Source organism: Microbacterium memoriense (assembly GCF_025398275.1).
In the GTDB taxonomy this organism is placed as follows: Bacteria; Actinomycetota; Actinomycetes; order Actinomycetales; family Microbacteriaceae; genus Microbacterium; species Microbacterium memoriense.
On record NZ_JAODOR010000008.1, the window covers coordinates 76,241 to 90,960 of the forward strand.

17 protein-coding genes and 1 tRNA gene are annotated in these 14,720 nt (G+C 65.5%); 9 read left to right on the forward strand and 9 right to left on the reverse strand.

Annotation, left to right across the window (positions count from 1 at the left end):
* Positions 1 to 32 precede the first annotated feature (32 nt).
* The 3 genes from pstC to pstB are packed head-to-tail and all read left to right on the forward strand — an operon-like array spanning position 33 to position 2,923.
* On the forward strand, positions 33 to 986 hold the full coding sequence (pstC, locus tag N4R40_RS06775) for a phosphate ABC transporter permease subunit PstC (RefSeq protein ID WP_261606602.1): 954 nt from the start codon (positions 33 to 35) through the stop codon (positions 984 to 986).
* 1 nt (position 987) lies between these two features.
* Positions 988 to 2,094, forward strand: a complete 1,107-nt coding sequence (gene pstA / locus N4R40_RS06780) for a phosphate ABC transporter permease PstA (RefSeq protein WP_261606603.1) — start codon at positions 988 to 990, stop codon at positions 2,092 to 2,094.
* A gap of 49 nt (positions 2,095 to 2,143) precedes the next feature.
* Positions 2,144 to 2,923 (forward strand): phosphate ABC transporter ATP-binding protein PstB, encoded by a 780-nt coding sequence (pstB, locus tag N4R40_RS06785; protein ID WP_261606604.1) that lies wholly within the window; start codon positions 2,144 to 2,146, stop codon positions 2,921 to 2,923.
* A 151-nt stretch (positions 2,924 to 3,074) separates the two neighbouring features.
* Here pstB and N4R40_RS06790 read toward each other — a convergent pair whose 3' ends face one another.
* From N4R40_RS06790 to N4R40_RS06810, 5 genes are all read right to left on the reverse strand, one after another.
* On the reverse strand, positions 3,075 to 3,959 hold the full coding sequence (locus N4R40_RS06790) for an aminodeoxychorismate lyase (RefSeq protein WP_261606605.1): 885 nt from the start codon (positions 3,957 to 3,959) through the stop codon (positions 3,075 to 3,077).
* A gap of 159 nt (positions 3,960 to 4,118) precedes the next feature.
* Positions 4,119 to 4,757, reverse strand: a complete 639-nt coding sequence (locus tag N4R40_RS06795; RefSeq protein WP_261606606.1) for a DNA-directed RNA polymerase subunit beta — start codon at positions 4,755 to 4,757, stop codon at positions 4,119 to 4,121.
* Positions 4,758 to 4,814: 57 nt separating this feature from the next.
* Positions 4,815 to 5,588 carry an anti-sigma factor gene (locus tag N4R40_RS06800; protein WP_261606607.1) on the reverse strand — a complete coding sequence of 258 codons (774 nt, stop codon included), beginning with the start codon at positions 5,586 to 5,588 and terminating at the stop codon, positions 4,815 to 4,817.
* Entirely contained in the window at positions 5,585 to 6,184 is a 600-nt protein-coding gene (gene sigK, locus N4R40_RS06805) for an ECF RNA polymerase sigma factor SigK (RefSeq protein ID WP_261606608.1), read from the reverse strand. The genes N4R40_RS06800 and sigK overlap by 4 nt, the downstream gene beginning before the upstream one ends.
* A 44-nt stretch (positions 6,185 to 6,228) precedes the next feature.
* The gene (locus N4R40_RS06810) at positions 6,229 to 7,944 is read right to left on the reverse strand and encodes a cytochrome c biogenesis protein CcdA (protein ID WP_261606609.1); all 1,716 of its coding nucleotides are present in this window, start codon (positions 7,942 to 7,944) and stop codon (positions 6,229 to 6,231) included.
* 161 nt (positions 7,945 to 8,105) lie between these two features.
* Between N4R40_RS06810 and N4R40_RS06815 the strand changes: the two genes are divergently transcribed.
* The 5 genes from N4R40_RS06815 (at position 8,106) to N4R40_RS06835 (ending at position 10,366) form a co-directional block, all read left to right on the forward strand.
* Positions 8,106 to 8,762: a fasciclin domain-containing protein gene (locus tag N4R40_RS06815; RefSeq protein WP_261606610.1), complete on the forward strand. Its 657-nt coding sequence runs from the start codon at positions 8,106 to 8,108 to the stop codon at positions 8,760 to 8,762.
* A 115-nt stretch (positions 8,763 to 8,877) separates the two neighbouring features.
* Positions 8,878 to 8,950 (forward strand) — tRNA-Lys (locus tag N4R40_RS06820).
* Positions 8,951 to 9,096: 146 nt separating this feature from the next.
* Positions 9,097 to 9,348, forward strand: a complete 252-nt coding sequence (locus N4R40_RS06825) for a type II toxin-antitoxin system Phd/YefM family antitoxin (RefSeq protein WP_261606611.1) — start codon at positions 9,097 to 9,099, stop codon at positions 9,346 to 9,348.
* Entirely contained in the window at positions 9,345 to 9,605 is a 261-nt protein-coding gene (locus N4R40_RS06830; protein ID WP_261606612.1) for a Txe/YoeB family addiction module toxin, read from the forward strand. The genes N4R40_RS06825 and N4R40_RS06830 overlap by 4 nt, the downstream gene beginning before the upstream one ends.
* 353 nt (positions 9,606 to 9,958) lie before the next feature.
* Positions 9,959 to 10,366 (forward strand): GNAT family N-acetyltransferase, encoded by a 408-nt coding sequence (locus N4R40_RS06835; RefSeq protein ID WP_261606613.1) that lies wholly within the window; start codon positions 9,959 to 9,961, stop codon positions 10,364 to 10,366.
* Between the two features lie 21 nt (positions 10,367 to 10,387).
* Here N4R40_RS06835 and N4R40_RS06840 read toward each other — a convergent pair whose 3' ends face one another.
* Positions 10,388 to 10,831 carry a hypothetical protein gene (locus N4R40_RS06840; RefSeq protein ID WP_261606614.1) on the reverse strand — a complete coding sequence of 148 codons (444 nt, stop codon included), beginning with the start codon at positions 10,829 to 10,831 and terminating at the stop codon, positions 10,388 to 10,390.
* Positions 10,832 to 11,011: 180 nt separating this feature from the next.
* On the opposite strand from N4R40_RS06840, the gene N4R40_RS06845 reads away from it, so the two are divergent.
* A complete protein-coding gene (locus N4R40_RS06845) occupies positions 11,012 to 11,239 on the forward strand; it encodes an RNA-binding S4 domain-containing protein (RefSeq protein ID WP_261606615.1) in 228 nt (75 codons plus the stop codon).
* Positions 11,240 to 11,245: 6 nt separating this feature from the next.
* Here N4R40_RS06845 and N4R40_RS06850 read toward each other — a convergent pair whose 3' ends face one another.
* The 3 genes from N4R40_RS06850 to N4R40_RS06860 are packed head-to-tail and all read right to left on the reverse strand — an operon-like array spanning position 11,246 to position 14,678.
* The gene (locus tag N4R40_RS06850; RefSeq protein WP_261606616.1) at positions 11,246 to 11,881 is read right to left on the reverse strand and encodes a DUF2510 domain-containing protein; all 636 of its coding nucleotides are present in this window, start codon (positions 11,879 to 11,881) and stop codon (positions 11,246 to 11,248) included.
* Positions 11,878 to 12,456, reverse strand: coding sequence for an isochorismatase family protein (locus N4R40_RS06855; RefSeq protein WP_261606617.1), 579 nt, complete (start codon positions 12,454 to 12,456; stop codon positions 11,878 to 11,880). The genes N4R40_RS06850 and N4R40_RS06855 overlap by 4 nt, the downstream gene beginning before the upstream one ends.
* Positions 12,453 to 14,678 carry an MMPL family transporter gene (locus tag N4R40_RS06860; RefSeq protein ID WP_261606618.1) on the reverse strand — a complete coding sequence of 742 codons (2,226 nt, stop codon included), beginning with the start codon at positions 14,676 to 14,678 and terminating at the stop codon, positions 12,453 to 12,455. Before N4R40_RS06860 ends, N4R40_RS06855 begins: the two co-directional genes overlap by 4 nt.
* Positions 14,679 to 14,720: the final 42 nt, after the last annotated feature.

Sequence of the window (14,720 nt, forward strand, 5' to 3'; positions counted from 1 at the left end):
CCCCTGAGCACATCGAAGAGGGAAAAGGACTCATGACCACGACAACCGAAGCGGCTGTCACTGCGAAGCCGAAGCCTCCGCAGCGCGCCGGCGACCGCTGGTTCTCGGGCACGGCGCTGGCCGCCGGATCGATGATCCTCGTTACCCTCGCTGCGGTCGCGATCTTCCTGATCATCCAATCGATCCCCGGAATCTCCGCGACCAACGAGACCGCCTCGATTCTGCGCAGCGACTTTTGGGACTACGTCTGGCCCCTTGCATTCGGAACCGTCTGGGCCGCGATCCTCGCCCTTCTGATGGCGGTTCCCCTGTCGGTCGCCGTCGCTCTCTTCATCTCGCACTACGCGCCGCGCCGGCTCGCCCAGACCCTCGGCTACATCGTCGACCTTCTGGCCGCGGTCCCCTCCGTCGTCTTCGGCCTCTGGGGCATCCTCGTGCTCGCCCCGGCCGTCCTCCCGGTCTACATGTGGCTGAACACGAACATGGGATGGTTCCCCCTCTTCTCCGGCACCGTGTCGGGCACGGGCCGCACGATCTTCACGGCAGCGATCGTGCTGGCCGTCATGGTCGTGCCGATCATCACGGCCATCTGCCGCGAGATCTTCCTGCAGACCCCCGTCCTGCACGAGGAGGCAGCGCTTGCCCTCGGCGCCACACGCTGGGAAATGATCCGCATGGCGGTCTTCCCGTACGGCCGGAGCGGCATCGTCTCCGCCTCGATGCTCGGCCTCGGTCGCGCCCTCGGCGAAACGATGGCGGTGGCCATGGTGCTGTCGGTGGCGAACGTCATCAGCATCCAGCTCCTCACTTCCGAAAACCCCGGGACGATTCCGGCCAATATCGCCCTGACCTTCCCCGAGGCATACGGCACGAACATCAACGTGCTCATCGCCACCGGCCTCATCTTGTTCATCGTCACTTTCGCTGTGAACGCCGTCGCCCGCTGGGTCGTCGACCGCCGCAAGGAATTCTCGGGAGCCAACTGACATGACCATCACCACTGCTCCCTCACAGACGCCGCCTACATCCGCGCCGCGCACGTCCAGCGGCCTGACCAGCGGTCATCTCCCCCGTTGGGCACCCTGGGCTCTCCTCGGACTCAGCGCGGTCGTCAGCGCCGCGATCTTCGGTGTCATCGCTCTCGCCGAAAGCGGATCGTTCAGTATTCCCGGCTGGGCCATCGTCTCGGTCTTGGCCTACCTCGTCCTGATCGCGGTCATCTCGACAGTCGTCGAGGGTAGCCGCAAGGGAGTCGACCGGTTGGTCGTCGGAGTCGTCTCTGCCGCCTTCGCCCTTGCGATGGTGCCGCTGATCTCGGTCATCTCAACCGTCGTCACCAACGGCGTCGCCGGAATCTCGGCGGAGTTCTTTACTTCGTCCATGCGCAACGTCGTGGGTGAGGGCGGTGGCGCTCTGCACGCGATCGTCGGAACACTGCTGATCACCCTCGCCGCCGCCGTCGTGTCGATCCCGATCGGTCTGTTCACCGCGATCTATCTGATCGAGTACGGACAGAGCAGCCGCCTGGCGCAGGGCATCCGGTTCCTCGTCGACGTCATGACCGGCATCCCCTCGATCGTCGCGGGTCTGTTCGCCTTCGCCCTGTTCGCGCTCTTCTTCGGACCGGGCGTGCGCATGGGCATCATGGGCTCCGTCGCGCTCGCCGTGCTGATGATCCCGGTCGTCGTTCGCTCCAGCGAAGAAATGCTCCGACTCGTTCCCAACGAACTGCGCGAAGCGTCGTATGCGCTCGGCGTGCCCAAGTGGCTCACGATCGTCAAGGTGGTCCTTCCCACCTCGATCGCCGGCATCACGACCGGCATCATGCTGTCGATCTCGCGCGTCATCGGTGAGACCGCCCCGCTGCTGCTCACTGCCGGCATCGCGACGTCGATGAACTACGACCTGTTCAACGGCCGGATGGCGACGCTCCCCGTGTTCGCCTACTCGCAGTACATGAACCAGGGCACGCCGGCATCGGCCTACATCGACCGCGCCTGGGCCGCCGCGCTGACGCTCATCGTCATCGTCATGGTCCTGAACCTCGTGGCCCGCCTGGTCGCGAAGATCTTCTCCCCCAAGCTCGGCCGCTGAGCACGCGGCCTCCCGAAACTCCTCTCGAAATCGAAATCACAGGTACCCCGTGTCTAAGAGCATCGAAGTCAACGACCTCAACGTCTACTACAGCGAGTTCCTCGCCGTCGAGGGCGTCTCCATCGACATCCAGCCGCGCAGCGTGACCGCCTTCATCGGACCCTCCGGCTGCGGCAAGTCCACGTTCCTCCGCACCCTGAACCGCATGCACGAGGTCATCCCCGGCGCACGCGTCGAGGGTGAGGTCCTCCTCGACGGCGATGACCTTTACGGTCCGGGCGTGGACCCCGTGCTCGTGCGCCGTCAGGTCGGCATGGTCTTCCAGCGCCCCAACCCGTTCCCGACGATGTCGATCAAGGAGAACGTGTTGGCGGGCGTGAAGCTCAACAACAAGCGGATCTCCAAGAGCGACGCTGATGCTCTCGTCGAGCAGTCGCTGCAGGGGGCGAACCTCTGGAACGAGGTCAAGGACCGCCTCGACAAGCCGGGCTCCGGCCTGTCCGGCGGTCAGCAGCAGCGTCTGTGCATCGCGCGTGCGATCGCCGTCTCCCCCGACGTCCTGCTGATGGACGAGCCCTGCTCCGCGCTCGACCCGATCTCGACCTTCGCGATCGAGGAGCTCATCCAGGAGCTCAAGAAGGACTACACGATCGTCATCGTGACGCACAACATGCAGCAGGCGTCGCGTGTGTCGGACAAGACGGCGTTCTTCAACATCGCCGGCACCGGCAAGCCGGGCAAGCTCATCGAGTACAACGACACGAACTCGATCTTCACGACTCCGGCCATCCAGGCCACCGAGGACTACGTCTCCGGCCGCTTCGGCTGAGCCCACATCCTTACGCGCGTGTCCCACTGGGGGCAGCCCTTGTCCCGATTCGGGTGAGGGTTGTCCCCTTTTCGGTTGTTTCACGGGCGCGAAAGCAACCGAAAGTGGGACATACCACCGTCACGCCTGGGAGCGTCGGCGCGGGCGAGGGTCAGTCACGTCCGGACAGCAAGTACGCGTTGAGGGATGCCGTCAGCTCGCGCTCGAGGGGCAGCGAGAGGCCGTCGATGTCGATGATCGGCGCAGCCAGGCGCACACTCGACACCAGCCATGCCGCATCCGCTGACGCGAGCGTGGATGCCGGAACCTCTTCGTACGCGACGGCGAACCCCTGAGCGGCCAGACGCGCGAACAGACTCACCTGCGTCGTCCCGTGCAGGATGCCGCCGGTCGGTGCCGGCGTGACGAACGTGTCGCCGCGACGGAGAATCAGCGATGCCGTCGGCGCCTCGAGGACGAACCCGTCGCTTGTCGTGAAGATCGCATCGTCTGCGCCGCGACGTTTCGCCTCGCGGAGAGCTGCCATGTTCACGGCATACGACAGTGTCTTCGCGCCCGACAGCAGCCACGGAGCACGCGCAGGGGCATCGAGAGGGCACCCGCGATCCAGCGTCACGACGCGGATGCCGTCCGCGCGCGACGCGGCGAAATCGGTGGCCGGAGCGACAGTGACCCACCCCGTGGGGCTCTGCCCACCCTCGACACCACGACTCAGGACGAGCTTGATCACCGCCTCGCCGGCGCCCGCGTGCGCGGCCACCTGCGCTACCGCCTGTCGCCACTGCGAAAGGTGCGGTGCGGGCAGATCGCACAGCTCGGCCGAATGCGCCAACCGCTCCAGGTGAGCGGTGACCTCCTGCGCATGTCCGTCGATGAGACCGATCGACTCGAACACCCCGTCGCCGCGTTGGGCACTCAGCTCCCCCACCGGCAACGCCGGCTGTGCCGGGTCGATCACCGTGAACGTGTCCGCGAAGTCGGCGCGGTCAGCGTCCGCCGGTGCGATATCGATGAGGAGGGCGTAGCTCGGTGCCATGAAGCGAGCCTACGCCGCGGGAATACCGCACCCGGTGGCATTCGTTACACTGGAACAGCCGGGCCGCAGTAACCCCGGGCTCCATCTTTTGCCGCTTCGAGCGGCACCGCGCCGAGAGGCGTTCTGCGGCCCGGCACTATTGGCTCCAGGGACTGATGCTCAGGTCAGCGCGTCCCGCCGCCAGAGGCCTGCCGCGCCCGCGAGTTCCTCGGCATACGTCGCCAACCGTAGCGCCCGTGTCGTGAACGTGCGTGCCCGCTCGGGCTCGCTGGCATCGTAATCGTCGGCAAGATCGGTCGCACCGGCCGCTTCGACGCGGCAGAAGGATGCCGCGCGCTCCAACGCGATGGCGAAATCGCCGGAGAAGATCCCGCGGAGGATCTCATCGCTCAGCGAGACCAGCTCATCCGGTCCCGCCGGTGTCGGTGCTCCGGCGACGACATCGTCGACCGAGGCGAGACGTGTCCGCCCCCGCTCGTAGAGCAGCGCGGCGGTGCGAGGGTCGTCGTGCACCATCAGCTGCAGCAGGTAGAGCCGCCACAGTGCCCCGGGGAGGGAGCGGGCGGGTGCGCGCGACCAGAGGTCGGCGATCGTGTCGATCCCGTTCTCGTCGGTGAAGGCGACGAGCCGCTCGATCACGGCATCCGCCGGCGCTTCCCGTACGCGGGTCAACAGTGCCGCGGCGGTCGCATGCGCGACGCGCGACACTTCAGCCGGATCCTCTGCGCTGAACAGGCGGTCGAACAGCTCGGCGGGGCGCCGAACGGGCTTGTGGAACGGGCGGGAGTCATCACTCATCGCCGTCCAGGCTACCCGGCGCATCGCGTGCCGAGGCCGAGTCCGAAGAGCGAAGGGTCAGACGCCGGTCGTCGGGATCAACACGATCGGCTCGGTCGTCGGCGCACCCTCGGGTGCCCCTCCGGCCGGCTCGATCGTCACCGCGATCGTGTCTCCGGCTTCCATCCCGGACGCGAGTGCTGCCGTCGTCCGGCCGTCACCGGCGTCGAACGTGCCGGCGGAGATCGCCCCGTCGCCGCGGACGTACCACAGCTCGAACGTGCGGTCGTCCGGGATCTGCGGGAGTCCCTGGCTGACCAGGACGACCTGACCGAGCGACTCCGACCAGTGCACCGTCGCGGTGCCACCATCGACGAGGTCACCGGATGCCTGTGCCGCATCGGGAGCCGCTTCGATCTGGATGAGCGTGTTCTCGGCAGGCGTCCGGTTGAGGATCTCCGAGATACTGCCCGCACCCCAGCCGATCCCGACGAGCAAAACCATCGAGGCTACGAGAGCGAACAGGCCACGCGACCAGTTCCGCCGCGCGACGGTCTGGACAACCTCGGTCGACGGAGCGGATGCCGCAGGAACGTCGGCCTGCTCCGGAGCGGAAGACTCTTCGCCCGATGCCTGACGGATACGGTTCAGAATCTGCGAGCGTGCCGCGAGCGGCGGTGCAACCTCTTCTGCCCCGTCGGCGAGCGCCGCGGCAGCACGGAGGTCGGCCTCGGCGATAGCGGCCCATTCGGGGTGTGCCGCGAGCGCAGCGGTGTACGCGCGCTCGTCCGCCGGTGACAGAGCGGAGAGGGCGTGCCCGGCCGACAGTTCGGCGAACTCCTGCTCGTTCACGACATCACCCCCATTTCCGTCCTCAAGCGTGACAGCCCGTCACGCATTCTCGTCTTGATAGTTCCCAGCGGCGCCCCCACCAGCGCCGCAATCTCACTCTGTGAGTATCCGCCGTAATAGGCCAACGTGATCGCTTCGCGCTGCGGTTCTGGCAGAGTTCCCAGTGCCCGCGTCACGCGCCTGCTGTCCAGTCGCAGCTCCACCTGCTCCTCGACTCCGGCGACCGGAGTATTCAGTTCTCTCATCCCGACCCGCACGTCACGTTCACCTGCGGACTGCGCCGAACGGACACGATCCACGGCTCGTCGGTGTGCCATCGTGAGAACCCACGACCGGCCTTGTCCCTTATTCGGAGCGAACGCGCCGGCGGATTGCCAGATCTCGAGGAAGACTTCTTGGAGGACTTCCTCGCTCTGCGCGCGGTCCACGAGGACCCGGAGGATGAGGCCGAACACGCGGGGAGAGAGGGAATCGTAGAGGCTGGCGAAAGCTGCCTCGTCGCCCCCTGCGGTGCGTACGAGAAGCTCACCGATGCGGTCCGATTCGGGACCGTCCTCGGGTACTTCCATGCCGTCGATGACCATCTCTCCCAGCATGCACCATGCCGGCGCTGCGACGTGTACATGTGCTCGCCCTGTCGTCATCCGAAGGTGAACGAGTACACTTCCACCCCAGCCGGGATGGTGAGCTCGATCAGGCCGGTCCGCGAGCCGCTCTCCTTGAGAACCTCGTACGATTTCGGGGTGCCGCCCACGGAGATGTCGTCGGCATCCTTTCCATCGATCGTGACGGACACATCCCCTTCACCGGCGGCGACGATGCGCACTTCCGACGCCCGGTAGGTGAGTCGGATGCCGGCCGAATCGCCGGTCGGCGTCGCGAACTGGGTCTGCACGTTCCAGTCGCCCTCGAGCGAGAAGGTGTCCTGCGCTTGATCGGCCGGGTAGGTGAACTCCGCCTCCCCCGCTCCGTAGCGCTCGTCTCCGCCGTAGTTGACGTCCTTGGATGATCCGATGAAGGTCTCCGGCGTCGTCGACCCGACGTCGGGCGTGTCGTCTTCGACATCCGTCGTCTGCGGCAGGGTGACACCGGGGTCGGCATCTTGCAGCAGCTCACGGATCATCTTCTCCGTCGCGGCGTAGTTCCCCTCGCCGAACGAGATGTGGCGGACGGTCCCGCTGGCGTCGATCAGGTAGTGCGCTGGCCAGTAGCGGTTTCGGTACGCGGTCCACGTCGACAGGTTGTTGTCGAGGGCGACCGGGTAGTCGATGCCGAAGTTCGTCGCGCCATCCGCGACATTCCCGGCATCCTTCTCGAAGGCATACTCCGGCGAGTGGATGCCGATGACCTCGAGGCCGGCATCCTGATAGGTCTCGTCCCACGCCACGACGTGCGGGATGGAGCGCTGGCAGTTGATGCACGAGTACGCCCAGAAGTCGATGAGCACGACCTTGCCTCGAAGCTCTTCGAGATCGACCCCCGCGCCATCGGGAGTGTTGAGCCACGACTCGATACCCCGGATCTGCGGAGCGGTGCCGCAGGACTCGAGTTCTTCCGCACCGTTGGTGCAGTTCGCCAGCTCACGGTTCTCGTCGGTCACGAGACCCCCGAGTCCGAGCGCCTCGGCCGCCTGCTCGTTGTCGGTCAAGTCGGTCTGCAGTTGCGCCGTGTAGTCGGGCAGTAGTCGTTGCAAAGCCTGCGGGACGTTGAAGACGAGACCTACGGCGAGCGCGAGCATCGCAATTCCGGCGGCAATACGCAGGCCGCGCTCGCGCTTGCGGAAAGCCTTGATGCGCTCGATCAGACCGCGGCCCGCCAGTGCGAAGAAGAGGAGCGGGATGGCAACGCCCACCGCGAAGGCCACGGTCAGCAGGATCGTGTCGACGCCGATGCGTCCGGTCGCTCCGGCGACGATGATCGCGGCGAGCACCGGGCCGGCGCACGGCACGAAGACGGCACCGAGCGCGAGTCCGACGCCGAATCCGTTTCCTCCGTTGCCGATTTCACGACGCGGGATCCACTGGAACGGGCGCTCGAGCAGTTGCTCGACCTTCGGGATCAGCAGCCCGACACCGATGAGAATCAGCACGATGATGCCGAGCCACCTCATCAGGTCTTGCGGCAGGTTCAGCGCGCCGAGGATGAGAGAGCCGGCGAGAGTCACGATCGTGAAGCTCAGCACCAAGCCGAGGATCACGAGAAACGGTCGGCTGCGCGGCGGCGAAGCCATCGGCTGGCCCTCGACCCGCGCCGACTGCGCACCTCCCGTCAAGAAGATGACCGGTAGCACCGGGAGGATGCACGGGGAGATTCCCGTGATCAGTCCGCCCAGCAGACCGATGATGATGACGTCCATGAGGGCCTCGTTCCTGTCGAGGAGTGTTCGTCACTAGGGCCCGATCGGATTGGGCACGGCACCTCCGCAGAATTCTCTGAGATTCGTCCCATCCGATCCGCACACCGCTCCGAAGGACTGGTGAGGCCGCACGCAGCGACCCATGAGTCACGGAGGACATCATGCTCAGCACCAAGAAGAAGATCACGGCAGCTCTGACCCTTGCCATCGCCGGCACGTTCGCCCTCTCGGCGTGTTCCATGGGTTCCACCACAGCTGAGCCGTCGAGTGAGCCGTCGGCCACGATGGAAGCCACTCCCGAAGCAATGGAGATGGACCCCGCCGCCAACCTTGTCGGCCCCGCCTGCGCGGCATACGCCGAGGCCAACCCGACCGGTGGCGGCTCGATCCAGGGCATGTCGCAGGACCCGGTTGCCGTCGCGGCATCGAACAACCCGATGCTCACGACCCTCGTCGCTGCGGTCAGCGGACAGCTCAACCCCGACGTGAACCTCGTCGACACGCTCAACGGCAGCGAGTTCACCGTGTTCGCTCCGGTCGATGATGCCTTCGGCAAGATCGACGCGGCCACGATCGAAACCCTCAAGACCGACAGCGATCTGCTGTCCAAGATCCTCACCTACCACGTGGTCGAGGGTCAGATCGAGCCGGCGGACATCGCCGGCATGCACGCCACGGTGCAGGGCGGGAACCTGGAGGTCACCGGATCCGGTGACAACCTGATGGTCAACGATGCGGCCGTCCTTTGCGGTGGCGTCCAGACCGCCAACGCCGTGGTTTACCTGGTCGACACGGTGCTGATGCCGCCGGCCGAGTAAGCAGGAAATCCGGGACTGTCCCGGATGCGGGGGGAGGAATCCGCCGGGGGTCTTCGGACCTCCGGCGGATTTCGTGCGTTCGGCGGTGTCACGGGCAAGTAGGCTGGGACGCCTAGGGCCTCTAGCTCAGTCGGTAGAGCATCGGACTTTTAATCCGCGGGTCGTGGGTTCGAGCCCCACGGGGCCCACCCTTCTTTCACCGCCCCGACCGGCATCTGCGCGACGAGTCTGATCAGTCGCGGAAGGTCTGTCCGCGCGACGTGATGACCCTTCACGGACCGAGCGCGGTGATCGTAGAGTGGTACGCTTTGACGTACTACTTAGGGAGGCAGGGATGTCTGCAATCACCGCGACTGAGGCCCGTAAGACTCTTTTCGGCCTCATCCAGCAGGTCAATGAAGACCACACGGCCGTCGAGGTTGTTTCGCGTCACGGAAACGCCGTCCTTCTGTCGAAGGACGATTACGACGCGATGACCGAAACTGCGTATCTGCTCCGCAACCCCGCCAACGCTGACCGGCTGCTCGCCGCAATCGAGCGCGCCCGTCGCGAAGATTTCGAACAGCACGACCTCCTCGACGCGTGACGCGAACGATCGGGTTCGACCCGAACGCGTGGGAGGACTACGTCTACTGGCAGACGCAGGATCGCAGGACGCTGAAGCGTATCAATCAGCTGATCGCGGACGTAGTTCGGGATCCCTTCGCGGGGATCGGCAAACCCGAACCGCTCAAGCACATTCTCTCGGGCGCGTGGTCACGCCGAATCGATGACAAGAACCGCCTGGTCTACTACGTCACCGATAGCCACGTCATCATTCTCCAAGCCCGCGACCACTATTGACTCCCGACACGATTCCTCCGCCGCTGGAATCGACGTGTGCCGACCATACGTGGTTCGATCATGATCCGCGTGGCAGATCTCACAGGGCCCGATAGCTGCGCCGTCGCTCGTCTCGTTGAGGGGCACCTGACGCAGACCGAACGCGAGGAAGCCCTACATCTGGGCGACTCTGCCGAGGCCCCGGGGCTTCCCGCGCGATATCGCTCAGCGGTTGATGAGCCCGTGCGCGCCTGCGCAGATTCCGTCGTCTACGTCGCCGAATTGGACTCAACCGGTTAGACACCCTGTCTGACAGTCCACCAGATAGCGACTGGCCCGGTCGAGGTCGGCGGCACGGGGATCACAATGATCGAATGGAGTACGAACTCGACGATGACCTTGTCCGCATCCAGCTCGACATGATCTGGGGCTGGCTGTCGACAGAGGCCTACTGGGGCCGACAGCGCACTCGTGTCGACATCGACACCCAGATCGCCGCTGCGTGGCGCGTTGTCGGCGTCTACCGCGGCGACACCGGAGAGCAGGTGGGTTTTGCTCGCGCCGTATCTGACGGCGTCAACTTCGCGTACCTCGCCGACGTCTTCGTAATTGAGGCGCACCGAGGCCAGGGGCTCGGCAAACGCATCCTGCAACATATGATCGACGACGGCCCTGGACGCGACTTCAGATGGACGCTCTTCACCGGGAATGCGCACGGGCTGTACCAGCAGTTCGGTTTCACAGCCCCCGATACGACCGCGATGGTCCGATCAGCGCGATGACGGAGTGCCTGCGCCGAGGTGTCACTCCGCGGCGACGGTGTACCGCACAGGGACAGTGGTCTGATTCGAGGTGTACATGATCACAACATCTCCGAAGATCACGGAGCCGTCTCTGGCGAAGAAGACGGGCTCGTTGTTGTCCGGCCGCAACGTGGGTTCACCTTGGGTGATCGCCGGAATGATCTCGTGCCAGGTGCGCTCGACTTCGTCGCCGTGAACGAACGTGTATTTCGTGAGCACGGCGTCATTGAGCCGGACCGAGAACGCCGGCTTTCCGGTGTGGCGAGTTCGGTAGTAGATCACGGCGGGAAGTGCGACCGCTCCCGGCAGCGAAAACTGGAGATGACGATCGCTGCTTCCCGAACTCGGCAGGACGAATCCGCCGGCCGTCTCTTCAAACGCCCGGTAGCGGGCGACCTGGGTGACCTCGGTGCCAATGGGCCCGCTGCTCTCGATGGTGGACATGAGCTCAGCTCTCTTTCGACGTGAAGCTGTTCGCGCACGCGAACGGCGTTGTCAGTTGGAAGGAGTGCCCTGCCCGCTAAGAAATACGTCCACCACCGGCAACCACCCGCACTCCCCCCCTGCCTCGGGCGCCTTTCGACCAGCACACCGACCTACCTCGGGTCGACTACCCTTCTCGACATGACGAATCAACCGCCCATTGATGACATCCCGATCGGGGGCGACAGCATTCGGCTCGGTCAGTTCCTGAAGTTCGCGGGGGTGCTCGACTCGGGCGGCGATGTGAAAGAAGCGATCATCGACGGCTTCGTCACCGTGAACGGTGAGGTCGATCGACGTCGTGGACGCCAGTTGCAGCTCGGCGATGTCGTCAGCTTCGAAGGGCGCTCGGTCCGCGTCCGTCCCTAAGACGGATCAGCTGTAGGTCAGGTAGGGGCCGAGAGCGGAGAACAGGGTTCCCATGAACCAGAAGACCCACGCGAACACGGCGATGTAGCCGACGACGGTCACGCCGATCCAGACCCACAAAGGCGCCCACGACCCCTTCACGGTGCGCGCGCGCAGGACGACCGCGCGCCCGATCATGTAGACCGCGACGCCGAAGGTCAGCAGGCCGAAGAAGGCCCAGGCCCAGTGGAACGGCCGGACGATTCCCCGCTTGCGCAGTTCTCGCCAGTCGAGCCAGCTGAAGAGGATGTACAGCGCGATGGCCCCCCAGCTGATCAATGAGACCAGCAGCGAGTTCAGTTGCCATGACAGGAGGTAGGAAGACTCGACACCACGGGCAGCACTCGCCACGATCGCGTCGATGAAGCCGTGCCAGTCCATCAGGAAGATCGTGAAGTACGGCAGGGCCGACGCGGCGATCGCCAGCCACACCCACACCGTGCTGGTCGGCACTTCGACCTTCGCGGGTGGCGCGGGAACCGCGGCGTAGCCACCGGCCGGATAGGCCGGGGGCTGCGCGTGCGACGTCCACTGCGCGCCGTCCCACCATCTCGTTCCGACGACGCCGGAGGGATCGGGATACCAACCGGCGGGTGTGCTCATCGGGTACTCTCCCGGAGTTCGGCGCCCGCGTGGGCGAGTTCGGCAAGGGCAGCATCGCTGGATTCCACGTGGACACCCGCGATCAGATCGGTGAAGATGCGGATGCGGCGACCCGCAGCGACGGCATCCAGCGCCGAGGCTCGCACGCAATAGTCCGTGGCGATTCCGACGATGTCGACGTCGAGAATCCCGTGCTCGTCCAGCAGCGCGCTCGCCGTGCGCCCCTCGTCGGTACGCCCCTCGAAGAGCGAATAGGCGGGTCTCCCCTGCCCCTTCTTCAGATGGTGCGTCACGGCGGAGGTATCGAAGCCCTCGTCATAGGCCGCACCGTCCGTATCTGCGACGCAGTGCGGTGGCCAGGTGTCGATGAAGTCGGGCTCGGCGGAGAAATGCCCGCCATTGTCCGAGTCACCCTCATGCCAATCCCGCGAAGCGACCACGATCTCGTACTCGTCCGCGTGCGCGGCCAAAAAGGCGGTGATGCGCTCTGCGACGGCATCTCCGCCGTCGACGCCGAGCGCACCGTGCTCGGTGAAGTCGTTCTGGACGTCGACGATGAAGAGGGCCCGGGTCATTCTTCGAGCGTAGCCCGGTACTCCGCTCGGGTCATCGCCGGCACCGGCTCCGGCGCGGATGCGTCGGTGCGCGACAGTTTCGACGGCCACCAGATGGCCTTGCCGATGTCGTACGAGACGGCCGGCACGAGCAGCGAACGCACCAGGAACGTGTCCAGCAGTACACCGAACGCGACGATGAACGCGAGCTGCGCCAGGAACAGGATCGGAATCACGCCGAGCGCCGCGAACGTCGCCGCCAGCACCAGACCGGCCGACGTGATCACACCGCCGGTCGCTACGAGACCGCGCAAGATCCCGGGTCTCGTGCCGTGAACGAGGGACTCCTCGCGCACACGAGACATCAGGAAGATGTTGTAGTCCACGCCGAGCGCGACGAGGAAGACGAATCCGTAGAGCGGTACGGCCGGGTCGCCCCCGGGGAAGCCGAACACATGGGTGAAGACGAGGGCGCTGACGCCGAGCGCCGCGCCGAAGGACAGGATGACGCTCAGGATCAGCAGCACCGGCGCGAGCACCGAGCGCAAGAGAAGCATGAGGATCAGCAGGATCACGACGAGGATCGTCGGAATGATCACCGTACGGTCGCGGATCGACGTGTCGTTGGTGTCTACGTCGACGGCCGTTGTTCCGCCGACGAGCGCCACACCCTCGCCGAGAGAACTCGTGAGCTCCGCGCGCAGAGACCGGACGGTCTCTTCCGCGGCCACGGAGTCGGCGGTGTCGGTGAGCGTCCCGACGACGAGGACATCACCGTCGGAGACAGTCGGTGACGGCGCCGCCGCACCCGGAGGACCTTGGACAGTGAAGACCGGCGCTCCGTTTTCCAGCGTGACCGAGGCCTGCCCCGTGGGACTGTCGGCCGACACCACGGCGACGCCGTCGACACCGGCATCCGCCTCAAGAACCTCGACGACGCCCGCGACGTCACCCTCCGCGACCATGACGTAGACCGGGCTGCCGGAGCCGCCGGGGAAGTGTTCCGCGAGGACCTCCTGCCCGTCACGAGCCTCGGACACGCCGAGCACGAGGTCGCTGGCCGGAACTCCATCGGCCTTCAACTGCAGCACGCCGACGGATGCCGCCAACAGCACGACCGTGGAGAGAATCCAGATGGGTCGGGCATGCCGGGCGACGAAGCGCGCCTGTCGCGGCCAGAAACCCTTGACCGGCTGCGTGAGATCGTCGGGAAGATCTGTCGCTCCGGCCTTCGGGATGAACGGCCAGAATGCGGCGCGTCCCACGAGCGCGAGGAGCGCGGGGAGGAAAGTCAGTGCCGCCAGCACGGAGAACGCGATGCCGATCGACGCGATCGGGCCGAGCGCCCGGTTGCTCGCCAAGTCGCTCAACAACAAGCACAAGAGCCCCGCGATGACTGTGCCACCGGAGGCGACGATCGGCTCGAACGCGCCTTTCCACGCTCGTACCGTCGCATCCCATCGGCGAAGGCCCGATCCGATCGCCTCCCGGAAGCGGGCCACATAGAGCAGGGCATAGTCGGTGGCCGCGCCGATCACGAGGATGAACAGAATCCCCTGTACCTGCCCATTGAGCACGACGATGTCGGCCTTCGCGAGCCAGAACACGGTCAAAATCGCAACGCACAGCGCGAACACCGACGTCAGCAGCACGAGGATCGGGAGCAAGGGCGATCGGTAGACGATCACCAGAATGATGAAGACGGCGCCGAGCGCGACACCGAGGAGCAGCCCGTCGATGCCGAGGAAGCCCTTCACGAGGTCAGCGGTGAACCCCGCAGGGCCCGTGACCCACGCATCCAACCCGTCTGGAAGGTCTTCGGTGAGCGCCGTTCGGATCTCCTCGACCGTCGCGTCGACCTCACCGCTGGTGTCGATCGGCACGAAGACCTGCGCGGCTTCTGCGTCCTCCGACAGCAGTGCGGGTGAGATCTCGCCCACACCTTCGATGTCCCCGAGGCTCGTGACGGCCTCGTTGATCTGAGCCTGCTGCTCAGTCGAAAGCTCTCCTTCCCCCGTGATCACCACGACGGCGGGGATCGTGTCACCGCCGGTGAAGTCCGCAAGCCGCTCCTGCACTTGGGTGGCTTCGGCGCTGGCGGGAAGGAAGGATGACTGGTCGTTGGTGGCCACCTCGTCGATGCGGCCGAACGTCGGACCCCCCATTGATCCGCCCACCAGCCAGATGAGGACCAGGAGCGAGGGGATGCCGATGCGCAACCAGCGCGAGGGAGTCGAACTCATATTGCTAGCTTATCTAGCAATCTCCCCTGTCGTACAATCCGA